Consider the following 23,386-nt stretch of genomic DNA (forward strand, 5'->3'; position numbering starts at 1 on the left):
GTCATCGACCGGAGGCTTTTAACTTAAGGTAAGCCGATTTGCAGAGAGAAGCCTTAAGCGGCCTCCTCCTGCGCGTCATCCTCTTCAACGCCCTTGCCGCGCTTTGGGCCCTTGGCGAGATTGACCTCAACCAGGCGCACGGCCTCGGTTTCGGACATCTTGTTGACAGCAGCGATCTCACGCGCCATTCGGTCGAGTGCCGCTTCATAGAGCTGGCGCTCGGAATAGGACTGCTCGGGCTGGTTCTCAGCGCGGAAGAGATCACGAACCACTTCGGCGATCGAGATCAGGTCGCCGGAATTGATCTTCGCGTCATATTCCTGGGCACGGCGCGACCACATGGTACGCTTGACGCGCGCCTTGCCCTGAACGACCTTCAGGGCACGCTCGACGAAATCACTTTCGGACAGCTTGCGCATGCCGATGCTCACGGCCTTGCCGACCGGGACCTTGAGGCGCATCTTGTCCTTCTCGAAGTCGATCACGAAAAGCTCGAGCTTCATGCCGGCCACTTCTTGCTCTTCGATGGCGGTGATGATACCGACACCATGTGCCGGATAGACGATCGATTCGCCGGTCTTGAAGCCTTGGCGCGTCGAAGATTTTTTCTGCTGGGTCGTCATTCGTTTCAAAAACTCCCTGTTATGCTCCCGGCATCACGCCGGTGCCGGGTCGGTCAGGCCCGGATGAGACGGGGGAAACCGTCGGGTCACTTCATCCTGGTCCAGGCCGCCACGCAAAACACCCCAATCGTCGCAACAGCAACGCGATCGCACAGATCGCTAGTGTCACGTTAACCGCGTTGGACGATGGGTTTGCTTTCGTGATGGTTCAGGGCACACCAATGCCGCGAAGTGGAACAGTTCTATCTTGCTACCACAAAAATATGAGGAAATCAATATTTTACTGCCGCACCGCCACAACGGGGCCTGCCCGGCCTGGTAGGGCGCGCTTCCTGTCACCCTATCCTGCCCAGTTCGTCCCTGTCACGCGACGCGGTCGATCGGGGATCAATCCCCGCTACCAGGCTTCGTCGAAAAGAACTTCTCGAACTTGCCGGGCACGCCGTCCATCTCCTTGGCCTCGGGCAGTGGATCCCGCCTGACCGTGATGTTCGGCCAGATCTTGGCATAGTCCGTGTTGATCTGCAGCCACTTGTCGAGACCCGGCTCCGTATCCGGCTTGATCGCCTCGGCCGGACATTCGGGCTCGCACACACCGCAATCGATACACTCGTCGGGATGGATGACGAGGAAATTCTCACCTTCGTAGAAACAGTCGACCGGGCAGACCTCGACGCAATCGGTATACTTGCAGCGGATACAATTGTCAGTGACTATATAAGTCATGCGGCACTCCAGGGTCTCGTTTCTGCGCGGACGGAATTCGGCTCCAGTTCATTTCCCATCCATCGCGGGCAGGGGTCAAACGACTGACGGACCGCGCTGGATTCTGCTGAACAGGGATGTGAGCTACTGTGTTATCCGGGCTATAGCAAGGATAAACAGTTCTGAAAATAGTCCCGGCCGCGCACAGTTTTCTAATCGTCGGACCAAGTTTCGCCAGGTTGCAGCCGATCGATCGCCCGCCTCTCCTTCTTGGTCGGGCGCCCTGACCCAGGAAGGCGCGCGGCCTGCTCGAGCGGCCCCAGCTTGTCTTCCTCGCTCGGCGGCGGCGTGATGTCCTCATAGAGCAGACGGGCTTGCTCGAATGGCCCCCGGCGTTCCCCTGGCTTTGCCACCAGAAGCACGATATCACGCTTTTGCAACGCAACCTCGATGCGGTCGCCCGGTCCGATCATGTGGCTGGATTGACGGACGATTTGTCCATTGATCCTGACATGGCCACCCGACACGCGCTCCTGCGCGAGCGAGCGCGATTTCGTAACGCGGGCGAATAACAGCCACTTGTCGATGCGCTGGCGCGAACCGGTCTGTGGCCGTTTGTCGTCCATGTTACTTCTTCATCTGCTCCTTGAGAGCGGCAAGCTTGGCAAAGGGCGAATCCGGATCGATCGGCTTTTCCTTGCGCGGCGACTTTGCCTCGAAACGGGCCGGCTGCGACTTTGCGTCGCGGTCCGGCCGATTGTTCGGCCGATCCTTGCGCTCGCCCCGATCCTGCCGCTCCGAACGGTCGCCCTTGTGGCCGGAGCCACCACGGCCGCCGTCCCTGTCGCGGCCCTTGCCGCCTTCGCCGTCGCGACGCCGCTCGTCCCGCTTGCCTTCGGTCTGCCCTTCGGCAGGCGTACGGCTGGGACCGCGATTGCCCTGGCGTTGGCGATCGCCCGCCGGGCGGGCGCCGCGCTGGTTGTCGGCACGGCCACCCGGACGCCACAACAGCACCGGCTTCGGCTCGGCAGCGACGGCCTCTTCCGCCGCGGGCTCGCCGGAGACTACAGCTTCGTTCACGGGAGCAACGGCGGCTTCGGCCGGAGCGGTTCCTTCTTCGCCAACCGGCTGCTCGACGCCGGGTGCTTCGCCAGCGTCACTTTCCGCCGAGGCGGCGTCTTCGTCAGCGGCTTCAGCCACACCGTTCTCGCCGGAGACTTCGCCGGCTTCTGCGGCCTTTTCCTCCGCAGGCGCCGGAGCACCAGTCTGGGCGGAAAGAAATGCCTCGGCTTCCTCGGCGGTTACGCTGTCGGCGCGATAGCCGAGACCCTTGAGGATCTCTTCCATGTCGTCCGGCGTGGCGCCGAGAATGGACAGCATCGCCGTCGTCGTGGTGAAACGCCGTCCGTCATAGGCGCCGTCCGGACGCTGCGGCGAGCCCGGCTTCCACTGCAAGAGCGGACGGATAAGGTCGGCGAGACGCTCGAGAATGTCGATGCGCACGGCGCGCTTTCCGAGGAAGCGAAAGCCGGCCAGCTTGTAGAACATGCGCTCGAAGCCCGGATCGGTGACCACCGAGGTACGGCCGGCAGCGAGCACCGGAATGAGATCGCCATAGCCCGGCTTATCGAGGCCGTCGTTCTTCAGCGCCCAAAGCAGCGTGATCAGCTCGGCCGGTGCCGGCTTCAAGAGCGCCGGCATGAAGATGTGATAGGCGCCGAAGCGCACGCCATAGCGGCGCATCGAAGCGCGCGCATCCTGGTCGAGCGACTTCACGTCGTCGGATACGTCGCGACGGAAGAGCACGCCAAGGTTTTCGACCAGCTGATAGGCAAGACCCTTGGCAAGGCCTTGCAGGTCCTCGGCGCGCGACAGGTCATCGAGCGGCTTGAGGATCGTCGAGATGTGATGATTGACGAAACGCTCGATGCGCGCCACCACGTGGTCGCGGGCGGCACCGGTCAGTTGTTCGTCCGCCAGCAGGATCACGCGGGGATGCAGCATGTGGTCCGCGCCCACGAGCTTGGCCACCGGATCGCCGAGCCAACGCACCAGACCATCCGCGCTTATCGCCAGATCGCTGTTGCCGGCAGCATGCAGACGTGCGGCCCGCGCTTCGAATTCGAGCCCCAGCGCACGATGCGCGGCGGCCTCGACAGCCTTCGCGTCAGACCCCTCCATGCCCGATATCGGCGTGAACCGGAAACCGGCGAGTTGTCCCATATGATGTCCTTCCACGAAGACATCGCCGTTAACACTGATTTCAGCTTCCAACATCGCATTCTCTCTCAAGCGCTTCATGAGCACAGATGTCCTGCGATCAACAAACCGTTTCGTCAACCGTTCATGTAGCGCATCAGACAATCGGTCTTCGATTTCCCGCGTCTTTTCTTGCCAGTGTGTCGGATCGGCAAGCCAACCCGGCCGGTTCGATACATAAGTCCATGTGCGGATTTGGGCAATCCGTGCGGACAAAGTATCGATTTCGCCGTCGGTTCGGTCCGCCCGACGCACCTGTTCGGCCATGAAGTCCTCGTTGACCGCCCCATGGCGCACGAGGTCGAAGAACAGGCTTTGGATCAGGTCGGCATGCTGGGCAGGCGTGATGCGCCGATAATCGGGCAAGGCGCAGGCTTCCCACAGCCTCTCGACGCGCGCCGGTGTATCGGCGAGGTCTCTGACCTCCGGATAGCGCGCCAGGAATTCCAGCGCCTGCTGGTCGATGGCGGGCAAGGCCTTCGTCAATCCTTCCACCCTCGGACCCGCCTCAAGGCTGCGCAGCAAAGCCGGGATCGAGGAGAAGTCGAACCGGGCGGTGCGCCATTGCAGCACCTTCACGCTATCGAATTCATGGCCTTCCAGCCTCTCGACCATCTCTTCCTCGAACGGATCCACGCGGCCCGTCACGCCGAAGGTGCCGTCCTTCAGATGACGGCCGGCACGGCCGGCAATCTGGCCGAGTTCTCCGGGATTGAGATTGCGGAACTGATAGCCGTCGAACTTGCGGTCCTGGGCGAAGGCGACGTGATCGACATCGAGATTGAGACCCATGCCGATCGCATCCGTTGCCACCAGGTATTCGACATCACCCTCCTGGTAGAGCGCGACCTGCGCATTGCGCGTACGCGGGCTGAGTGCCCCCAGCACGACGGCCGCGCCGCCGCGCTGGCGACGGATCAGCTCGGCGATCGCATAGACCTCGTCGGCCGAGAAGGCGACAATCGCTGTGCGCTGCGGCAGACGGGTGATCTTCTTCTGGCCGGCATAGAAAAGCTGCGAAAGCCTGGGCCGCTCGACGACGGTGATGCCGGGCAGCAGTTGCAGGAGAATGGGCTTCATCGTCGCCGAGCCGAGCAGCAGCGTCTCGTCTCGTCCACGCAGATGAAGCAATCGGTCGGTGAAGATGTGGCCGCGCTCGAGGTCGCCCGCCAGCTGGATCTCGTCGATTGCCACGAACGACGCCTTCGTCTCGCGCGGCATGGCCTCCACCGTGCACACGGAAAAGCGCGCGCCGGGTGGCGCGATCTTCTCTTCGCCGGTGACCAGTGCGACCTGCGATGCGCCGACCCGGTCGACCAGCCGGCCATAGACCTCGCGCGCCAGCAGGCGCAGCGGAAGGCCGATGATGCCCGAGCCATGCGCCACCATCCGATCGATGGCGAAATGGGTCTTCCCCGTATTGGTCGGCCCCAGCACGGCAGTGACGCCGCGGCCGCTCAGGATCATGGGTTGCGAATTCAAGGACGGCTCCGCGCTGCAAGGGATCATCGACACCGCATGGCGGCGTTCGGCGAGCTTGCCCACACATGGCGACGATTGACGGCAAAGGCAAGACGCACCTGACGGGAGACCCTGATTCCCCCACCTCACCGAACGGAAATTCCGCAGACAATATACCCGCAATCGGGGCGAATATCTGCCCAGGGAACAGGGTGGGAACGAATCGGCGACGAATCGCTGACTCATGTCGATTCAGCATTTGTTCACGCCTAGATCTCGACGGCCATTCGCCAGGCGGCACCAAATGCTGAATCGGATCAATTGCTTGCCACGCGGGCCCGCAGGATCGGTCCGATCGCAACCGTGCCGGAACTCTTTGGTGGGGTGGGGCGTTACCGGGTTCGAGGTTGAACAAACATGACACTCCTTCCACCGCCTGCCGAATGGATCAGCAAAAAGCCCGGCCAGAACTTTGTGCTGCTGCACGGAATGGCGATGGCCCCTGCGTTCTGGACCGTTTTTGCACCCGAGGTAACCCGCCGCGGACGCACCGTGGCATATCCGCTCCCCGGACATCATCCCTGGTCGCTGCCCGAACCGGGAACGCCGATCACCGCCGACGAGGTCGTCGACGCCATGGCCCAGGCGATCAGCCGGGATTTTGCCAGTGAGCCCGTCACCCTGATTGGCCACTCCACCGGCGGATTCCTGTCACTGTTGCTTGCAGTGCGACGCCCGGATCTGGTGCGATCCGTGATCCTGCTCGGTGGCTTTGCCTGCGGACGCTTCGAAGGCAAGGAGCGGTTCGCCGCGCGCATGCTGCGTGTGCCGCGCGTCGGCCCTTATGTCTTTCGCCATTTCTTCAAGCGCTGGATCTCGACCCGCGAACAGTTCCGCTGGGGTTCGATCGAGTGCGTCTACGACAAATCCTGCCCCTGGGAGGACGATCGGGCGGTAGACGCGATGGAAATGGTCCGCAGCCATCTGCTGCGAACCCGCCCTGAGGACGTCGCGGCGTGCGTCCAGTTCATGTCGAGCACGTCAATCCTCGGGGATCTGCCGAAAATGACACTGCCGGTGCTCAACCTTATCGGCGTTCACGACGGCATCGTCCCTCCAGCGCACCAATTGCGGTTGTCGAAACTGTTGCCGCGGGCGCAAACGGTCCTGTTCGGCGATTGTGGCCACCTGGTGATGGTCGAGCAGAAACGGCAGATGGAGAAGGTCATCGCGGGCTTCGTCGACCCACATTCGTCCGTTGCCACGGCACTCCGCGGCCGTTGGGCGGAGCGCTTCGCCCCGCTGTTCGATGACGCATCGACGGGCGCTTCATCAATTCGATTACCCGGCCTGGAACAATTTCTTTCGGACGACGTTGAGGCCACACGAATAGCGAGTTTCGCATTCCCAGTTGGAGAGGGTATACATGTTGAGCACAATTCTAATCGTCATCGTCATCCTGCTGTTGATCGGCGCACTCCCCAATTGGGGTTATAGCCGCAACTGGGGCTATGGACCGTCCGGTGGGCTTGGCCTCGTTGTGCTTATCCTTGTCATCCTGCTGCTCATGGGCCGGATCTGAGCGACACCCCAACCGAAAAGGAAATGATGATGAAAAAGACCCTTATTGCCCTGGCGCTGATCGCACCTCTCGCCTCCTGCACCGCCACTGAACGAGGCGCCGGCGTCGGAGCCGCAACCGGTGCCGTAATCGGTGGCGTGGCCACCAACTCGGTTGGCGGCGCAGCCGTCGGCGCGGTCGTGGGCGGCGCCGCCGGTGCGCTGATCGGCCAGTCCCAGGAACGCTCCGGCTATTGCGTCTATCGCGACCGCTACGGCCGCACCTACGAAGCACGCTGCCGCTAAGCGGCGACGCTTCGACAGAAAGCCGCCGGCTCCCCCACCGGCGGCTTTTTGCTGCTTACGTGACGGCCCTCATTAACACTTCGATCAAAGACGGAACGAATCAGCGACGAATCGGTTACGCATCTGGCTTCCCGGTTTGTTCACGACAAGATATTGTGGAATAACAAAGTGTTAACCATAGGCAACGGTGGATATTAAGTCCTTTCCGCCTCGTGGAAGGATCCGGCGTTAACGATCGACCCCAGCCTTCGGCGCAACAGGAAATACTGTTCGAGACTTGTATCCGCCAAGGCTTCGGCACGGCTGGAGAGAGCGTCGTCAAACGTGACGGATTGATCGAACTGACTGATCGTGAGGTCGAGACGCGCGCTGCCGATGCAATTGTAGAAGTGCGTGCCGCCCGGCACCTGGGTCTTGAGAATCTCCCCGCCGAACAAATCCTGCACGACCAGAGACGTCACGCTGCATTAGCCCTTCGCGGGATTCTCCGGCGTCCACTGCGTCGACGTGCCGGACGACCAGGCCTCCCTCAACGCCACAACGAGGTCCTGCAAACTTGGGAAGAACGGCAGCACCAGGACCTCCGTGGCAATGCGGCCCCTGTTGGCGGGGCCGCTTGCAGAATGACGGAAGGCGGACTTAGACGAAGAACTGGCCGCCATTGGCCGAGATCGTCGACCCGGTGATGAAGCCGGCATCATCGGAGGCGAGGAACACCACGATGCGGGCGATCTCTTCCGGCTCGCCGAGACGGCCGACCGGGATTTGCGGAATGATCCGCTCGTTCAGCACCTTTTCCGGGATGGCGCGTACCATTTCCGTGCCGATATAGCCGGGGCAGATCGCGTTCACCGTAATCCCCTTGGCCGCACCTTCCTGGGCGAGTGCCTTGGTGATGCCGAGATCGCCGGCCTTGGCCGCCGAGTAATTCGCTTGTCCCATCTGGCCTTTCTGGCCGTTGATAGACGAGATGGTGATGACGCGGCCGAAATTGCGGTCGCGCATGCCGGACCAGACCGGATGGGTCATGTTGAAAACGCCGGTGAGGTTGGTGTTGATCACCTCGTTCCATTGGTCGGGCGTCATCTTGTGGAACATGGCATCGCGCGTGATGCCGGCATTGTTGACGAGGATTTCGACCGGTCCCAGTTCGGCCTCGACCTTGGCGATCCCCTCGGCGCAGGCGGGGTAGCTCGAGACGTCCCATTTGAACGTGCGGATCCCCGTTTCCGCCTCGAAGGCTTTGGCCTTCTCGTCATTGCCGGCATAGTTTGCCGCCACCTTGTAACCCGCGGCCTTGAGCGCCGTCGAAATCGCCGCGCCGATGCCCCGGGTTCCGCCCGTCACCAATGCTGTTCTGCTCATGTCCTGATCTCCCCTCACAGAATAAAATCCAGCGTCCACCGACTCTTCTTGTGAAGCCGTTGTTAGGACAGTTTCATGTCAAGCAGATGGAAGCCCGCACGGCCGACGGCCGCGTCGGTGCGACCTTGGTTCAGAGTGCCTCCAGGCACATGGCGATGCCCATCCCGCCGCCGATGCACAGCGTTGCAAGGCCCTTCTTGGCGCCACGACGCTTCATTTCGAACACCAGCGTATTCAGAACGCGGGCGCCGGATGCGCCGATCGGATGACCGATGGCAATCGCGCCCCCATTGACGTTGACGATCGAGGTATCCCAGCCGAGGTCCTTGTTGACCGCGCAGGCCTGGGCAGCGAAAGCTTCATTGGCCTCGACAAGATCGAGATCGGAAATCTTCCAGCCGGCCTTCTGCAAGGCCTTGCGCGACGCCGGGATCGGGCCGGTGCCCATGATCTGCGGATCGACGCCGGCGGTCGCCCAGGAAGCGATGCGCACCAGCGGGGTAATTCCGCGGCGCTGCGCCTCGGCCTCGCTCATCAGGAGCGCGGCCGCTGCACCATCATTGATGCCCGAGGCGTTGCCGGCAGTGACCGTGCCTTCCTTGTCGAAGGCCGGGCGGAGCTTGGTCATGCTGTCGAGCGTCGCGCCGATGCGGATATATTCGTCGGCATCGACGGTCACATCGCCCTTGCGGCCCGGAACCACGACGGGAACGATCTCGTCCTTGAAACGGCCGGCGACCTGCGCAGCCTCCGCCTTGTTCTGCGAGGCGAGCGCAAACGCATCCTGCTCGTCGCGCGTCAGCTGGAACTGGCGGGCGACGTTTTCGGCGGTGGTGCCCATATGGTAGCCGTAGAAGGCGTCGGTCAGACCATCCTTGATCATCGTATCGACCATTTTCATGTCGCCCATCTTGGTGCCGGCCCTCAGATGCGCGCAATGCGGCGCCATCGACATAGATTCCTGGCCACCGGCGATGATGATCGTCGCATCGCCCGTGGAGATCTGTTGCATGCCAAGCGCCACGGCGCGAAGGCCCGACCCGCAGAGCTGGTTCATGCCCCAGGCGGTCGCCTCCTGCGGAATGCCGGCCTTCATCGCGGCCTGGCGGGCGGGATTCTGCCCCTGGCCGGCGGAAAGCACCTGACCGAGGATGACTTCGTCGACTTCCTTGGCGTCGACGCCGGCGCGTTCCAGCACCGCCTTGATGGCCGTGGCGCCCAGTTCGTGCGCCGGGACATTGGCAAAGGCGCCATTGAACGAGCCGACCGGCGTGCGCGCTGCGCTCGCAATAACGATGGATGAACTGCTCATGGACGCCTCCTCGGGTAACTGCTTCTTTGACGTTGAAACTGGCAAAGCTTTGGGCCGGAGTCAAACAGGAAGAACGCCGGCCGTTTCGTTCGTTAGTTGCACCGGCTTGGCTTTCATCAATTGCGAGTACCGCATCGCACAAAGAGATTGTCACCGCCCTCGATTTGCGCTTACACTTGCCACGGGAAGAGCAAAAATCCACAAAAACAACGGGGTTAGGAGACGAATATGGCCAAAGCCGACGGCGAGATCGTCATAAAGAAATATGCCAATCGACGCCTCTACAATACGGGCACCAGCACTTATGTGACGCTGGAAGACCTGGCCAAGATGGTCAAGAAGGGCGAGGAGTTCACCGTCCAGGACGCAAAGTCCGGCGAGGACATCACCCATTCTGTCCTGACCCAGATTATTTTCGAGCAGGAGTCGAAGACCGGCAACACGCTTCTGCCGATCTCCTTCCTACGCCAGCTGATCGGCTATTACGGCGACCAGATGCAGATGGTCGTGCCGAGCTTCCTCGAGCATTCGATGAAGGCGTTCACCGAACAGCAGGTCCAGATGCGCGAGCAGATGACCAAGGCCTTCGGCGAGACGCCGCTGACCAAGAATCTCCAGGCGCCCATTCAGCTCATGGAAGAGCAGGTCAAGCGCAACACCGAAATGTTCCACCAGGCGATGCAGATGTTCTCGCCCTTCCTCGGCGGCCAGCAGCCGAAGGAGACCAAGAAGGCCGAGGCAAAGGACATCGACGAGCTCAAGGAACAGCTGCGCACGCTGCAGAACAAGCTCGACAATCTCTGAACGCCATCAAAGAAACATGCCAATCAACCGTCGCGGGCAGGAGGAAACTCCTGCCCTTCTTGCATCCTGAAAGGCAAAATCCGGCTACAGGCCGATCGATACATCCCGGCCAGCCGAGCGGATCGACACCGCGAAGCCGCCGACGACATCGATGAAGGCGATGGTCATCAGGATGAAGAATGTCTGGGTCGCTGCCCCGCGCACCAGCAGGAATTCGACCAGGAAAGCAATGAAGACCAGCATGGACAGCATGTGGTTGATCAGCGAGCCGGAGCCGTTGATCGTCGCCTTCAGGATCTCGAAGAACAGAATGGCAAGCGACAGCAGGATGAGCACGTCGCTGACGGAAAGAGCCCAGACCGCGCCCGACAGCATGACGAAGGACAGCAACTGCTGGTCGAGCACCTCAACCCCACCGGAGCCAAATAAACCGAGCATTGCCAGATTGTAGAGCGCCAGCGGCAGGATCATCAACGGAATGGCGGAAAACATGGCGGCCCTCAGTCAGCAGCAGGTGAAGCGCCAGCAAAACAGGCGTTTGACCCGCGGATTTAACCGCCAGAACCCCTAAAAAGTAAAGGCCGGCACAAGGCCGACCTTAAAAAAGTCATCCGAATATTCGGAAATTATGCGCTTTCCTTGGGCGTCAGGACCTGACGGCCACGGTACATACCGGTCTTCAGATCGATATGATGCGGACGGCGAAGTTCGCCGGAGTTCTTGTCTTCGACGTAGGACGAAGCCTTCAGCGCGTCTGCAGAGCGGCGCATACCGCGCTTGGACGGGCTTGTTTTTCTTTTCGGTACAGCCATTTTAGTTACTCCACATGACGGGCAAAACAGGATCCCGCGGCCGGATGAGCCGAACAGCACCTGTCTCGATCTCGGAATTTGGCGCGCTTATACATGCCCCGCAGGGCTTTGACCAGTCCCTGGCTCAATTTTTTCAGGAAGCCTTGGCGGTAGCCGCGTTCAGGCCTCGTCCTCCGGGACGATCCAGGTCTCGGCAAGCGCCGCGTCACGCCAGGCGATCCAGGCGGGTTGGTTCTCCATCGCCTGCATGTAATCGAGCGTCTCCGCCTGGCGAACGAGATCATAGACCCGGAAGCGGTTGACCACGGGTGCATACATTGCGTCGGCGGCGGAGAAGGCACCGAAAAGGAACGGACCGCCGGAGCGCCGGCGCATGTCCCGCCAGATCGTCTCGATGCGCGCCACGTCGTCCGCGACACCTTCGGGCAGATCGATCGGCCGGACCTCGCGGCGCATGTTCATCGGGCAGGCACCGCGCAGCGCCCGGAAACCCGACAGCATCTCCATCGAGATCGACCGGGCCATGGCCCGGTCCCCGCTATCGGTCGGCCAGAGGCCGGCATCGGGAAAGATCTCGGCCGCATATTCGATGATCGAAAGCGATTCCCAGACCCGCAGGCTCCCGTGGTGCAGGACCGGAACGCGGCCGGTCGGAGAGATGTCCTTAAACTTTGGATTTCCGGCATCGAAATCGAACGGGATCAGCCGTTCCTCGAAGGGAATGCCGCAACCCGTCAGCGCCATCCACGGACGGAACGACCAGGAGGAATAGTTCTTGTTGCCGATATAGAGAATGAAAGGGTCCATCTGCGTCCTCCCGATTGGCACCATGTCATGCGAGAGTAAGCTGGGGCGTACCGCAGCACCAACCAAAGTTTTGCAACTCAATCATAAAGGCATGTGATGTAAGCGCCGGAGCGCTTGGCCCGACGATCGACCACCGCGGCCAGCCGTTTCATGCCCTTGCCCGGCTTGCCCGCCACCCGCTCGATCGGATTGGGAAGGGAAACGGCGAGCAGCGCCGCCTGGTTCGGCGTCAACTTGGCCGCGGACGTCTTGAAGTGATAGCGTGCCGCCGCCTCGATGCCGTAGATCCCCGGCCCCCATTCGGCGATGTTGAGATAGATTTCCATGGTCCGCCTCTTCGGCCAGACGATATCGGCGAAGATGGCGAGTGGCAGTTCCAGACCCTTGCGGATCATCGACCGGCTGTTCCACAGGTACAGGTTCTTGACCGTCTGCATTGGGATCGTGCTCGCACCACGGGTCGCCTCGCCCGCCAGCGCATCATCCACGACGCCCTTCATTTGCTCCCAGTCGACACCCGTATGGGAACAAAACTGACCGTCTTCCGACATCATCACCGCCCGCACGAGATGGGGCGAGATTTCCTCGAATTCCACCCATTGCCGGTCATAGCCCTTGAAGGTCGCAAGATCCGCCAGCATCAGCGTCGAAACGGGGTGGATGAACTCGCTTCTGTAAAGCAGGATCAACGCATAGGGCAGAACCAGAAGGGCGAGAACGACGAGAGCGATCCTTCGCGCCAGGCCGGCAAACCTGCGCGGCGCCCGCTCCGTGCCCTCGTCTTCATCCCCGATATCGCTGTTTTCCGCCAAGAAGTTCTGCCTGGTGTCTACGAGTGATCGTTTCTCTTAGCGAGCCTCCTCACCGATAGCCAGACCGCTTGCGACGAAGGGCGGCTTTTCCCGACCAGATTCCCGTTGCCAGTCTCCCGGCCCCATGCCACATAGCCGCGACGGAGGCCCCGATGACCCCATTCGAAGCAAAGCTCACTGCCACGGCCAAGCGGACCGAGGAACTGCTGAACGAACTCCTCTCGACCGATACGCGGCCACAGGAAACGGCTCGTCCGACCCACCTCATTGAAGCCATGCATTATGGGGCGCTCAACGGTGGAAAGCGGCTTCGCCCGTTCCTGGTGGTGGAAAGCGCAGCGATGTTCGGCGGCGACCGGGAGGCGGCGTTTCGTATCGGCGCAGCGCTGGAATGCCTGCACAGCTATTCACTGGTTCACGACGACCTGCCCGCCATGGATGACGACAAGCTTCGCCGCGGCAAGCCGACAGTGCATATCGCCTTCGACGAGGCCACCGCCATCCTCGCCGGCGATGCGCTGCTGACCTACGCCTTCGATATCATTGCAGCTCCCGAAACGGCGCTTGGCGATCGCGCCAGGATCGAGCTCGTGCTGGCGCTCGCCCGCGCCGCCGGTGTCGGGGGCATGGCGGGCGGCCAGGCGCTGGATCTGGCCGCCGAGAAGCGCTCACCTGACGAGCAGGGCATCATCACCCTGCAGGCGATGAAGACCGGCGCGTTGATCCGCTTCGCCTGCGAGGCGGGCGCCATCATCGCCAGTGCGCGCCCTGAGGACCGCATGCGCCTGCGCCGCTTCGGAGAGATCGTCGGGCGCGCCTTCCAGCTGGCCGACGACCTGCTGGACCTCACCTCGGATGCCGCGACCCTCGGCAAGGCGGCCGGCAAGGATGCCGCCCGCGGCAAGGGAACACTGGTGGCGCTGAAAGGTCAGGACTGGGCGGAGGCCGAACTCGACAGGCTGGTCGAGGAAGCCACCGACCTCATCGCAGTCTATGGCGATCGTGCCGCGACACTCATCGACACCGCCCGCTTCGTTGCCAAAAGGAAAAGCTGATCGTACGCGGCCAACCGCTCCACCCATCAATCTCTGAGCCGTTGCCATCAAATCTTCTGACATGCGCCCGAATGCCCGGCTCGCTATGCTGCGCCTTTCGCATCGGGGAGAACTGCGCGCCATGAGTGAAATTGCCCAGCATCTGCCACAGGTCGTTGCCGCTTACCTCGTCTACCTCGTCGCGGTCATGAGCCCCGGCCCTGCCGTCATGGCGATCGTTTCGACCTCGATCGCCGAGGGCCGCCGCTCCGGGCTTGCCATGGCGGCCGGTGTCTTCGCCGGATCGTTTACCTGGGCAATGGCCGCCTCGATCGGCCTTGCGACCGTTCTCACGCACTATGCGGGCGTGCTGCATGCCGTGAAGATCGCCGGCGGGCTCTATTTGCTCTATCTCGCCTACAAGGCGCTGCGTTCCGCCAGCCGCCCCGACTCCGCACGGCATTTGGCAGCGGTCGAGGCCGCGCCGGCCAGAAGCCTGAAGCGGACCTTCCTTCTCGGTTACGCCATCCACCTGACCAACCCGAAGGCGATATTCGCCTGGGTGGCGATCATTTCGCTGGGCCTTCCGGACGGTGCTTCGGCACAGGCGGTGGCCCTGGTTGTCGGCGGCTGCCTGCTGACGGGCCTGACCGTCTTCACCAGCTATGCCGTCCTGTTCTCCACCGGGCCGGCATTCCGCGCCTATCGCGCCGCCCGGCGCGGTATCGATGCCACGATGGGCGTGCTGTTTGCCGCTGCCGGCATAAAGCTGCTCACCAGCCGGATCTAGATCCGCTGCCACTCCCGACCGCGCCTTCTTGTTGAAAGGGCGGACCATCTGTGATGATGGCCCGCCCTTTCATGTCATCCAGGCCCTGCATTTTCATAAAGACAAGGGCGAAGTGGCAAGGCACCGCCGCACAGGATCGACGGCCTCGAACCCGCGATCATCCTTGCCCCGTGTAGAAACGCCTCAAGGCGCCGGCACGAGCGGGTAGCCGGCCTCAAGATCGGCGACCGCCTCACCATTGACCGTCACGTCATAGCCAACAGAGCCGGCAAGGCGTTCGACCGCGATGGCGTAGCGCCTGCCGTCGATCGTCAGGTCCGCCTCGAATTCATTCCATTCCGGCGGCAGGACGGGCTGGACGCGCAGCCGGTCGCCCTTGCGGGATATGCCGAGCAGGCCTTCGACGGCGAAGCGATAGAGCCAGCCCGCCGAACCGGTATACCAGGTCCAGCCGCCGCGGCCGGGATAGGCTTCACCGCCATAGACGTCGGCAGCGACCACATAGGGTTCGACCCGATAGCGTTCCGCCGACTCGGCATCGCGGGCGTGGTTGATCGGGTTCAGCAGCCCGAAGCAGCGCCAGGCGTCAGCCGGACGGCCGGCCTTGGCGAGCGCCAGGCCGAGCCAGATCGCCGCATGGGTATACTGCCCACCATTCTCGCGCACGCCCGGCGGATAAGCCTTGATATAGCCTGGGTCGAGCTTCGTCTTGGCAAAGGGCGGCGTGAACAGCCGGATGATTCCAGCCTCTTCGTCGACAAGCTCCGACAGCGCCGCATCGAGTGCCTTGGCCGTATGCTCCGGCTTGCCCTCGCCCGACAGGACGCTCCAGGACTGGGCGATCGAATCGATCCGGCACTCTTCCGATTGGGCGGAGCCGAGCGGCGTGCCGTCGTCGAAATAGCCGCGACGATAGTATTCGCCATCCCATCCGGCCGTTTCCAGCGCCTGCCCGAGGGCGGCAAGATGTGCCGTCCATCGGGTGATGCGGCCCTCGTCGCCCTTCGCCTCGGCATGGACGAGGAAGGATCGGAGCGTGGCGGCGAGGAACCAGCCGAGCCAGACGCTTTCGCCTTCGCCCTTTTCGCCGACGCGGTTCATCCCGTCGTTCCAGTCGCCGCCGAGGATGAGCGGCAGCCCACGGGAACCGGTCCGGGCCACCGCGAGGTCGAGCGCGCGAGCCGCATGTTCGTAGAGGCTCGCCTCTTCGCAGGAGACGCCCGGCTGGTAGAAGCTGTCGTGCTGGCCTTCCGCAAGAGGCGGCCCCTCGAGGAAAGCGAGGCGCTCTTCGAGGAAAGCCTGGTCGCCGGTCGCCGCGACATACTGGTCGACTGCATGGGCGAGCCAGACGACGTCGTCGGATATATGCGTGCGCACGCCGGCACCGGTGCTCGGCAACCACCAGTGTTGCACATCGCCTTCGACGAACTGGCGCGAAGCGGCGTTGAGGATCTGGCGGCGCGCCAGTTCCGGCTCGACCATCAGGAAGGCGAGCGTATCCTGCAACTGGTCGCGGAAGCCATAAGCCCCACTTGCCTGGTAGAAGCCGGCACGGGCGAAGATCCGGCAGGCCAGAGCCTGATAAGGCAGCCAGCGGTTGACCAGCATGTCGAAGGCCTGGTCGGCGGTCTTGACCTGCAGCCGTCCGGTGATACCGGCCCAATAGTCCTTGGCTGCCGCGAGGATCGACGGGAAGCTCTCCTTGCGCAGCGCTTCGATCAATTCGCGGGCGTCCTCCTCAGTGCCCGTCTCGCCGAGCAGGAAGGTGATGTCGCGTTCAGCGCCGGCCGGGACCTCGATGTCGAAGGCAAGTGCCGCACAGGGATCGCTCTCCGTCTCGGCAGAGCCTGAGAGATGCGACTGGCGGGCCAGCGCCTGCGGCATCCGGATCGAACCATGGCGACCGATGAACTCGCGCCGGCTGGCGGTATAGCCGCTGGGCGCGCCCAGCCCCGCCAGGAAGGCCGTGCGGCCCGGATAGTTGATGTCGTAAGGATTGGTGGCAAAGAGAGCCCCTGTCTCCTCATCGAATGAGGACAACACGAAGGGCGCACTCTTCTGCCCGCTATTGCCGAGCACCCATTCCGCATAGCCGTAGACGCGGAAGCTGCGGGCATCCTCGCCCCGGTTGCGCAGGACAAGGCGCGACAGCTTGGCCGGACGGCTCCGGTCGACGGTCTGGGTCAGCTCGAGTTCAAGATCGTCGTGGCGGCTGGTGAACACCGTGTAGCCGAGACCATGGCGGGTTTCGAACTCGGCCTTGTCATCGAGGTTGAGCGCGCTGAAAGGCACGAATGTCCGGCCGGTCTCGAGATCGGCGACGTAGAAAGCCTCACCCGGGCGATCGACGACCGGGTCATTGGTCCAGGGTGTCAGCTGGTGGTCACGCGAATTGCCGCTCCAGGTGAAGCCGGCCCCTTCGGCCGAAACATGGAAGCCGAAATTCTCGTTGGCGATCACGTTGATCCACGGCTGCGGCGTCGACTGCCGACCCGCCAGGCGCACGACATATTCCTTGCCGCTATCGCCAAAACCGCCGAAGCCGTTCCAGAATTCGAGACCCTCTCCGGCACGGGCCGGAGCGGTCTTGGTCGAGGCGACAGGCATCGCCGGCAACAGGCCCGGCCATTCGGTCTCCGATCCCTCCGGGCTGCGCGGCGTGGCAAAAAGCGAGACCGCCCGGTTGATCTGATCCACCACCTTGCCGTTTCGGGCGTGCAGAACGACGCGCGCGGCAGCGATCAGCGCCTGCGAGGCGCCCTCCTCCATCAGGTCGTTGCGTACGACGAAGACATGCGGCTTGCCGCTGCTGCCGTCGGGCAGGCGATGTCGCAGGTTTTCGGCCATCTGGTCGAGTGCATGCTGCATGTCCTGCGCATAGGAGGTGGCGCGTTCGTTGACGATGGCGAGATCGGCGACGATGCCGCGACGGCGCAGGTATTCGAGCGCGCTCATGGCTTCCCGGGCGATCTCGATATCCATGTCGTCGTTGATGCGCAGCGCAAAGATCGGATAGTCACCGGAAATCGCCAGCGGCCACAGCGCCGACTGGGTGGCAAGGCCGTTGCGGACGGTATCCGGATCGGCCCGCAGATGATTGTCGGGATAGACCAGATAACGGCCGAGATGCTGGAAGGCGGCGGCCTGCTGCGACGTGATGCCGATGTGGCGCAGTTCGACTTGCGCCCGGGTCCAGGCATGAATGAGTTCATGGCTGAAGGAATCCGGGTGACGATAGCGCTCGATCGCCTCGTCGATCTTTTCGCGACTGGGTGCGGCGATCGTCCAGAAGATCACGCTGACCTTCTTGCCCGACGGCACGCGCACGACGCGGCGCAAGCTGAGGATCGGATCGAGCGTGAAGCCCTCCGTTCCCGAAAGCGTGGCGCCCGGTTCAAAAGCCGCGGCCTCGGCGAGGCAGCGGCCCCGGCCGATGAAGCGCCGGCGGTCGGTCTCGAACTCGGTCGGCCGGCCCGGGCCGGTGGTATCGACGACGAGATGCGCGACACACATATCGGCGTCGCCCGGGCTGCGCTTGTTGCGCTCGGCGCGGATGACGTCGCGCCGGCGGCCGAATTCGGTCTTGATGAACATGCGCGAGAACAGCGGATGGGCATTGTCGGCATCGTCCTGGGCAATCACCGGCTCGAGATAGGACGTCACCTCGATGAAGCGATCCTCGCTGCCGGTATTGAGGATGGTCAGGCGCCGGCCTTCCGCGTCATGCTCGGTTGCGACGATGCACTCGACCTGGGTCGAAATGTCCCCGACCGTCTTGAAGAACTCGGCCTTGTCGTCGCCGAAGATCGCCTTGCTTTCCTCGTCCTCGGCGCGGCGTGGCGAAGCGGTCGCCGACCACCACTGGCCGCTCGCGGTATCGCGCAGGAAGATGAACGTGCCGGCGCGGTCTTCGGTCGGGTCGGCGACCCAGCGGGAGACGGCCTGGCCATTCCATCGCGAATAGCCCGATCCCGTCGCCGTCAGCATGACCGAATAATGGCCGTTCGACAGGAAGGCGAGCGCCCGGTCCTTGACCGCCGGATCGGTCACGATGCGCACTTCCGGACGCAGCAGGTCGGCCTGGCCCTTGCCCGGCGTCTGCGGCTCGTACTTGGCGCTCATCACCGGGATTTCCCGCGGTGCCTTTTCCTGCAACAGGAGTTCGGCTGCCTCGATCACCGGGTCGGCATGGAAAAGCTCGCGCAGCCGGCCGTTGAAGGCGACGTTGGCGATGGCCGCGATCGACATGCCGTGGTGGTGGGCATAGTAGTTGTAGACGACGGCGCAGGACTTGCCTTCGGGAAGGCGGGTCGGGGTGAAGTCCACGGCGTCGTGGAAGCCGTAGGCGCCCAGCGCGCCGAGCTTGCGCAGACGCGTCAGGTTTTCCAGCGCCGCTTCCGGGAAATACTGGCTGGCCAGGATCGAGGCATAGGGCGCAATGACCGCGTTCTGACCGAGGCCGCGCTTGAGGCCGAGCGTCGGCACGCCGAAATTGGTGTACTGATAGGTCAGTTCATGGTCGCGGGCATTGAAGGCCGCTTCCGAGATCCCCCACGGGATACCCAGCCGCTTGCCGTGGTTGATCTGTTCCTGCACCACCAGATTGTTGGTCTGGTTGAGAATCCCGCCCTGCCGCTCCTGCATGACGAGCGGCGGCATCAGATATTCGAACATCGAGCCCGACCAGGAGATTAGCGCGGCCCGCGCGCCGATCGGCACGACCTGGCGGCCGAGCCGGTACCAGTGTTCGGTCGGCAGATCGCCCTTGGCGATGGCGAACAGGCTGGTGAGACGGCATTCCGATGCCAGGAGGTCGTAGCAGGCTTCGTCCAGCTCGCGGCCGTCGACACGATAACCGATCGACAGGAGCCGTCGTTCCGGACGGAACAGGAAGCTGAAGTCCATCGAGAAGGCAATGCCGCGGGCGCGGTCACGCAGGACGGCAAGACGCTGGCGCAACGGATCGATGTTCGACAGGTCGAAGGCCGTGTCGGCGATGTGCGCCTCGCAGGCGGCGACCAGCGATTCCGTCCAGCGGGTGACTTCGCCGCTCTGTTCGGAGCGGACCTCATGGTGGAGGTTCGCCGCGAGCTTCTGGATGTCGCGCGCCAGCACGCTGAGGTTGATAATGCGGATCGAGGCGAATTCATGCTCGCGCTTGACGGCGGCCAGCGCATTGTTGAAGCCGTTGATGCGCTCCTCGAGCCGGCGGCGCAGGGGCCGCACCGTCTTGCGATCGTCCGGCAGTTCCTTGAGCACTTCGAGCAGGATGCCGCCCACATCGCCGATGCCGTCGAGATTGCCCTGCATATGCGCCGAGGGTGCCTCCGCCCATTCGCGGCAGGCCGAGGAGATGGCGATCAGATGGCCGGCGAGATTGCCGCTGTCGACCGCGGAAATATAGCGCGGCCCAAGCGTGTTCAACGTGTCCGTGTAATACCAGTTGTAGAGGTGCCCACGGTACTTCTCCATGCGTTCGACCGTCGCAATCGTCTGTTCCAGCCGTTCGATCGTCTGCTCGAAACTGATCCAGCCGAAATGCCGGGCCGAGACGACCGACAGCAGGTAGACGCCGATATTGGTCGGCGAGGTGCGATGGGCGACGATCGGTTCCGGATTTTCCTGGAAATTGTCCGGCGGCAGGTAATTGTCGCCGGCGGTGACGAAGGTCTCGTAGAAACGCCAGGTCCGCCGCGCGATCTTGCGCAACTCAATGGTTGCCTCCTCCGGAACGAAGAGGCTGTCCTCCGTTTCGGCCGACTGGCTGACATACCAGGCGACGAGCGGCGACAAGACCCACATCAGCGTGAAGGGCAGGCCGATCAGATAGCCGTAGCCGCCGAATGCCGCCGCTACCGCGAGCGCCAGCACGGCCAGCACCGGGGCGTGCAGCATGCTGCGATAATAGGTGGAAATGCTGCCCTGGGCGGAGGACTGGATACTGGCGGCGGTACGCCATTCAAGCAGCAGCTTGCGGCTGACCAGCATGCGATAGAGCGAGCGGATGATCGCGTCGCCCATCATATAGGCCATGTCGGCGATGAAGACGATGCGCAACGCCACCTGGGCGTTCGACGAACGCAGTTCCGACCATAGCGACTGGAAATGCGCCGCCGGAACGATATCCGTCTGTCGCGGCACGAGACCGGACAGCAGCGAGAGCGTCGGCGCGACGAACAGGCAGAAAATCAGCAGGAGTTGCCAGAGAAAGGCGCCGACCGGATCCATCGACAGCCAGCCGAGCACCGAGGCGAGGAACCAGGCCATCGGAGTCAGCGAACGACGCAGGTTGTCGATCATCTTCCATCGGCCGAGCGCAGTAATGCCGCGCGCCGGGTCGAAGATGTAGGGCAAGAGCTGCCAGTCGCCACGGGCCCAGCGATGCTGGCGGGAAATCTCGACCTCGTAGCGGGTCGGGAAGTCTTCGACCAGTTCCACATCCGTGACGAGGGCGCAGCGCGCCATCGATCCTTCTAGCAGATCGTGGCTCAGAACCGTGTTCTCGTCAATGCGCCCCTTCAGCGCCGTTTCAAACGCATCGACGTGGTAGAGGCCCTTCCCGGTGAAGGTGCCTTCGCCGGCAATGTCCTGGTAGACGTCGGATACGGTGAACACGTAAGGGTCGAGCCCCCGGTTCATCGAGAAGACGCGTTGGAAGACCGAGGCATCCTTGCCCGTCGTCAGGGACGGTGTCACGCGCGGCTGGAGCACCCCGTAGCCACTGACGACGCGCCCGGTTACAGGATCGTGCACCGGCCGGTTGATCGGGTGGTAGAGCTTGCCGACCATCTTGGTGACCGCGTCGCGCATCAGCCGCGTGTCGGCATCGAGCGTCATCACATATTGCACGCCCTCGGGCACGATGTTGGCGCCCGGCAGGTAGGAGGTGTCGTGATCGCCGCGCAAGAGCAGGTTCAGTTCGTGCAGCTTGCCGCGCTTGCGCTCCCAGCCCATCCAGGCGCCTTCGGCGGGATTGTAGAGGCGGCGGCGGTGCAGAAGGAAAAACCGGGTCTTGCCGTCATGGGCGTAGCGCGCCGCAAGCTCGGCGACCTGGCCCTTGGCATATTCGAGGATTTCGAGGTCCGCCGGCGTCTCCTCGACCGGGCTGTCGCGCCAGTCGCTCAGAAGCGCGAAATAGATCTCGCCGCGTGGATTGGTGAGATAGTGAACCTCGAGATTGCGCACCAGTTCGTCCACATCGTCGCGCTTGGCGATCAGGCACGGCACCACGACCAGCGTGCGCGCTTCATCCGGCAGGCCTTCCTTGAATTCGTAGCCAGTCAGGCGAGCCGGCTTGGCGATCAACGTCACAAGGGTGTTGAAGAGGCCGGTCGCGCCTTCGGAGGCGGGCAGCGCAAACAGCAGCAGCAGAATGACGGTCAGCGGCGTAGACACACCCGCCAGCGACAGGAAATAGCCGACCACGGCCATGGCGGCGAGCGTCAGGCCGATGACGGGGACCGCGATCGAGATCCAATTGAGACGCTGGACGCCAAGCGCCAGGCGGCGCCAGAGCGGCATGCGATAGCCGATCGCCCGCTCGAGCAGCGGACGCTGCGTCCCAACGAGATAGCCGCCGACATTGGGTGAGCCGACGCACCCATCGGCTTGGGCCGCCTCTTCGGCGAGATCGATCGCTTTTTGGGCAATCTCGATTTCCGACATGTCGGAGCGGCGCGCCAGCCTTTCGATCGTGCTGCGATAGGCGTTGCGCGAGCCGAAATCGAGAGCACGATAGTCGGTGTGATGGGCAAGCACCTTGTCGACCAGGCAGACGTCCTCGACCCAGACCGACCATTCCTTGTCGTCGATCTCGCGCAGGCTCTTGACGATGTTGCCGGTGGTCACATTGCCGGACGACAGCCGGTTGTGCTCCTGGGTCATCGCCTCTTCGGCGGTACGGCCCGCCTTTTCCAGGCGTACCTCGATCCAGGAGACGGCGAAGCTGGTGTTCTGCGAGCCGTTGCGCAGCCGGTAGAGGAACTGGGTGGCGAAGGTATTGTCTTCGGCGAGCGGCTCGATCTGTTTCAGGAGTTCGGTCGAGCTTGCGGCATCGTTGAGGCGAATGATCTCGTCGGCGACCTCGTTTGCCTTGCGGCGCATCCGGCGCGACCGGTCGACACGCGTCGAGATCCGCCGCAGATTCTCGATCAGCACGAAGCGGACGATCGAGGGAAGCGCCCACAACTCGCCGATCTCCAGCGTCTTGTGCTTCTGGAAGCCTTCGACCAGCGCCGTCATCGCCTCCATCGACACGGTCGAATGGGTGTGCGCGACGTATAGCCAGGCGAGCGCCATCGTCCGGGGAATTTCGCGGTTGCCGACCTTCATCGTCGGAAGTTGGCGATAGAACTTCTTGGGGAAGTCCCGGCGCACTTCCTGGATCGCCTCCTCGATGATGTAGTGATTGTCGAGCAACCACTCCGCCGCCGGCGTGATCGTGGCGCCAGCCTCGACGTCGGTCGCGGTCGCCCGGTAGACCCTCAGGATTTCCCGTTCGTTCTCGCGATGACGCGCGAAGAAGTCGAAATCCATCAGTCCCGGCAGATCCGTCGCACCATCCCGGGCGAGCGCCTCGGCTGCCTCGCGCAATTCGTCGATGGTGAAATATGCAGCGCGGATCGCATCGTTGTGATCGATCTGCCTGGTTTCTAGGTCGCGCGACGGAACATTCGGCGTCATGGTCAAAGACATAATCTCGAGTTTATCGTTAAAGGGAGCTCGTCAGGGTTCGTC

18 protein-coding genes are annotated in these 23,386 nt (G+C 62.9%); 6 read left to right on the plus strand and 12 right to left on the minus strand.

Annotated elements, in window-relative coordinates:
* Positions 1-53: 53 nt before the first annotated feature.
* The 4 genes from RHIZ70P_RS11335 to RHIZ70P_RS11350 all read right to left on the minus strand — a co-directional run bounded on the left by RHIZ70P_RS11335 (position 54) and on the right by RHIZ70P_RS11350 (position 5,096).
* The gene (locus tag RHIZ70P_RS11335) at positions 54-623 is read right to left on the minus strand and encodes a CarD family transcriptional regulator (RefSeq protein ID WP_115670410.1); all 570 of its coding nucleotides are present in this window, start codon (positions 621-623) and stop codon (positions 54-56) included.
* A gap of 387 nt (positions 624-1,010) precedes the next feature.
* Positions 1,011-1,349: a ferredoxin FdxA gene (fdxA, locus tag RHIZ70P_RS11340; RefSeq protein ID WP_115670411.1), complete on the minus strand. Its 339-nt coding sequence runs from the start codon at positions 1,347-1,349 to the stop codon at positions 1,011-1,013.
* Between the two features lie 191 nt (positions 1,350-1,540).
* A complete protein-coding gene (locus RHIZ70P_RS11345) occupies positions 1,541-1,954 on the minus strand; it encodes an RNA-binding S4 domain-containing protein (RefSeq protein WP_115670412.1) in 414 nt (137 codons plus the stop codon).
* Between the two features lies 1 nt (position 1,955).
* Complete coding sequence (locus RHIZ70P_RS11350; protein ID WP_115670540.1) at positions 1,956-5,096, minus strand: helicase-related protein; 3,141 nt, start codon at positions 5,094-5,096, stop codon at positions 1,956-1,958.
* Positions 5,097-5,465: 369 nt separating this feature from the next.
* Between RHIZ70P_RS11350 and RHIZ70P_RS11355 the strand changes: the two genes are divergently transcribed.
* From RHIZ70P_RS11355 to RHIZ70P_RS11365, 3 genes are read left to right on the plus strand one after another with little or no spacing between them, the layout of a single operon-like run.
* On the plus strand, positions 5,466-6,545 hold the full coding sequence (locus tag RHIZ70P_RS11355; protein WP_115670413.1) for an alpha/beta fold hydrolase: 1,080 nt from the start codon (positions 5,466-5,468) through the stop codon (positions 6,543-6,545).
* A complete protein-coding gene (locus RHIZ70P_RS11360) occupies positions 6,475-6,630 on the plus strand; it encodes a DUF3309 family protein (RefSeq protein ID WP_115670414.1) in 156 nt (51 codons plus the stop codon). Before RHIZ70P_RS11355 ends, RHIZ70P_RS11360 begins: the two co-directional genes overlap by 71 nt.
* 26 nt (positions 6,631-6,656) lie before the next feature.
* Complete coding sequence (locus tag RHIZ70P_RS11365) at positions 6,657-6,914, plus strand: glycine zipper domain-containing protein (protein WP_181903999.1); 258 nt, start codon at positions 6,657-6,659, stop codon at positions 6,912-6,914.
* Between the two features lie 194 nt (positions 6,915-7,108).
* On the opposite strand, the gene RHIZ70P_RS11370 is transcribed toward RHIZ70P_RS11365, so the two are convergent.
* The 3 genes from RHIZ70P_RS11370 to RHIZ70P_RS11380 form a co-directional block, all read right to left on the minus strand.
* Positions 7,109-7,375 carry a YunG family protein gene (locus RHIZ70P_RS11370; RefSeq protein WP_235842212.1) on the minus strand — a complete coding sequence of 89 codons (267 nt, stop codon included), beginning with the start codon at positions 7,373-7,375 and terminating at the stop codon, positions 7,109-7,111.
* Positions 7,376-7,553: 178 nt separating this feature from the next.
* On the minus strand, positions 7,554-8,279 hold the full coding sequence (locus RHIZ70P_RS11375; RefSeq protein WP_115670415.1) for a beta-ketoacyl-ACP reductase: 726 nt from the start codon (positions 8,277-8,279) through the stop codon (positions 7,554-7,556).
* 130 nt (positions 8,280-8,409) lie between these two features.
* Positions 8,410-9,591, minus strand: coding sequence for an acetyl-CoA C-acetyltransferase (locus RHIZ70P_RS11380; RefSeq protein ID WP_115670416.1), 1,182 nt, complete (start codon positions 9,589-9,591; stop codon positions 8,410-8,412).
* Between the two features lie 228 nt (positions 9,592-9,819).
* Between RHIZ70P_RS11380 and phaR the strand changes: the two genes are divergently transcribed.
* Complete coding sequence (gene phaR, locus RHIZ70P_RS11385) at positions 9,820-10,395, plus strand: polyhydroxyalkanoate synthesis repressor PhaR (protein ID WP_115670417.1); 576 nt, start codon at positions 9,820-9,822, stop codon at positions 10,393-10,395.
* 84 nt (positions 10,396-10,479) lie between these two features.
* Here the strand turns inward: phaR and RHIZ70P_RS11390 are convergent, their stop codons facing one another.
* From RHIZ70P_RS11390 to mtgA, 4 genes are all read right to left on the minus strand, one after another.
* The gene (locus tag RHIZ70P_RS11390) at positions 10,480-10,887 is read right to left on the minus strand and encodes a hypothetical protein (RefSeq protein WP_115670418.1); all 408 of its coding nucleotides are present in this window, start codon (positions 10,885-10,887) and stop codon (positions 10,480-10,482) included.
* Positions 10,888-11,021: 134 nt separating this feature from the next.
* Positions 11,022-11,207: a 50S ribosomal protein L32 gene (rpmF, locus tag RHIZ70P_RS11395; protein WP_028737195.1), complete on the minus strand. Its 186-nt coding sequence runs from the start codon at positions 11,205-11,207 to the stop codon at positions 11,022-11,024.
* Positions 11,208-11,366: 159 nt separating this feature from the next.
* Positions 11,367-12,014, minus strand: a complete 648-nt coding sequence (locus RHIZ70P_RS11400; RefSeq protein WP_115670419.1) for a glutathione S-transferase family protein — start codon at positions 12,012-12,014, stop codon at positions 11,367-11,369.
* 77 nt (positions 12,015-12,091) lie between these two features.
* Positions 12,092-12,808, minus strand: coding sequence for a monofunctional biosynthetic peptidoglycan transglycosylase (gene mtgA, locus RHIZ70P_RS11405; RefSeq protein WP_419178292.1), 717 nt, complete (start codon positions 12,806-12,808; stop codon positions 12,092-12,094).
* Between the two features lie 170 nt (positions 12,809-12,978).
* On the opposite strand from mtgA, the gene RHIZ70P_RS11410 reads away from it, so the two are divergent.
* Both RHIZ70P_RS11410 and RHIZ70P_RS11415 read left to right on the plus strand, forming a co-directional pair.
* Positions 12,979-13,881, plus strand: a complete 903-nt coding sequence (locus RHIZ70P_RS11410; RefSeq protein WP_115670421.1) for a polyprenyl synthetase family protein — start codon at positions 12,979-12,981, stop codon at positions 13,879-13,881.
* Positions 13,882-14,002: 121 nt separating this feature from the next.
* Positions 14,003-14,650 (plus strand): LysE family translocator, encoded by a 648-nt coding sequence (locus RHIZ70P_RS11415; protein ID WP_115670542.1) that lies wholly within the window; start codon positions 14,003-14,005, stop codon positions 14,648-14,650.
* A 183-nt stretch (positions 14,651-14,833) separates the two neighbouring features.
* On the opposite strand, the gene RHIZ70P_RS11420 is transcribed toward RHIZ70P_RS11415, so the two are convergent.
* Complete coding sequence (locus RHIZ70P_RS11420) at positions 14,834-23,344, minus strand: GH36-type glycosyl hydrolase domain-containing protein (protein ID WP_115670422.1); 8,511 nt, start codon at positions 23,342-23,344, stop codon at positions 14,834-14,836.
* Between the last annotated feature and the right edge of the window lie 42 nt (positions 23,345-23,386).

Source organism: Paenirhizobium selenitireducens ATCC BAA-1503 (assembly GCF_900492185.1).
GTDB classification, from domain to species: domain Bacteria; phylum Pseudomonadota; class Alphaproteobacteria; order Rhizobiales; family Rhizobiaceae; genus Allorhizobium; species Allorhizobium selenitireducens_A.

Bases quoted from the DNA above. Each gene is read 5' to 3' on its own strand.
- fdxA (WP_115670411.1), bottom strand. From the start codon at position 1,349: ATGACTTATATAGTCACTGACAATTGTATCCGCTGCAAGTATACCGAT.
- RHIZ70P_RS11415 (WP_115670542.1), top strand. From the start codon at position 14,003: ATGAGTGAAATTGCCCAGCATCTGCCACAGGTCGTTGCCGCTTACCTC.
- RHIZ70P_RS11360 (WP_115670414.1), top strand. From the start codon at position 6,475: ATGTTGAGCACAATTCTAATCGTCATCGTCATCCTGCTGTTGATCGGC.
- RHIZ70P_RS11365 (WP_181903999.1), top strand. From the start codon at position 6,657: ATGATGAAAAAGACCCTTATTGCCCTGGCGCTGATCGCACCTCTCGCC.
- RHIZ70P_RS11420 (WP_115670422.1), bottom strand. From the start codon at position 23,344: ATGTCTTTGACCATGACGCCGAATGTTCCGTCGCGCGACCTAGAAACC.
- RHIZ70P_RS11345 (WP_115670412.1), bottom strand. From the start codon at position 1,954: ATGGACGACAAACGGCCACAGACCGGTTCGCGCCAGCGCATCGACAAG.
- phaR (WP_115670417.1), top strand. From the start codon at position 9,820: ATGGCCAAAGCCGACGGCGAGATCGTCATAAAGAAATATGCCAATCGA.
- RHIZ70P_RS11390 (WP_115670418.1), bottom strand. From the start codon at position 10,887: ATGTTTTCCGCCATTCCGTTGATGATCCTGCCGCTGGCGCTCTACAAT.
- RHIZ70P_RS11350 (WP_115670540.1), bottom strand. From the start codon at position 5,096: ATGATCCCTTGCAGCGCGGAGCCGTCCTTGAATTCGCAACCCATGATC.
- RHIZ70P_RS11335 (WP_115670410.1), bottom strand. From the start codon at position 623: ATGACGACCCAGCAGAAAAAATCTTCGACGCGCCAAGGCTTCAAGACC.
- RHIZ70P_RS11400 (WP_115670419.1), bottom strand. From the start codon at position 12,014: ATGGACCCTTTCATTCTCTATATCGGCAACAAGAACTATTCCTCCTGG.
- RHIZ70P_RS11355 (WP_115670413.1), top strand. From the start codon at position 5,466: ATGACACTCCTTCCACCGCCTGCCGAATGGATCAGCAAAAAGCCCGGC.
- RHIZ70P_RS11380 (WP_115670416.1), bottom strand. From the start codon at position 9,591: ATGAGCAGTTCATCCATCGTTATTGCGAGCGCAGCGCGCACGCCGGTC.
- RHIZ70P_RS11375 (WP_115670415.1), bottom strand. From the start codon at position 8,279: ATGAGCAGAACAGCATTGGTGACGGGCGGAACCCGGGGCATCGGCGCG.
- rpmF (WP_028737195.1), bottom strand. From the start codon at position 11,207: ATGGCTGTACCGAAAAGAAAAACAAGCCCGTCCAAGCGCGGTATGCGC.
- RHIZ70P_RS11410 (WP_115670421.1), top strand. From the start codon at position 12,979: ATGACCCCATTCGAAGCAAAGCTCACTGCCACGGCCAAGCGGACCGAG.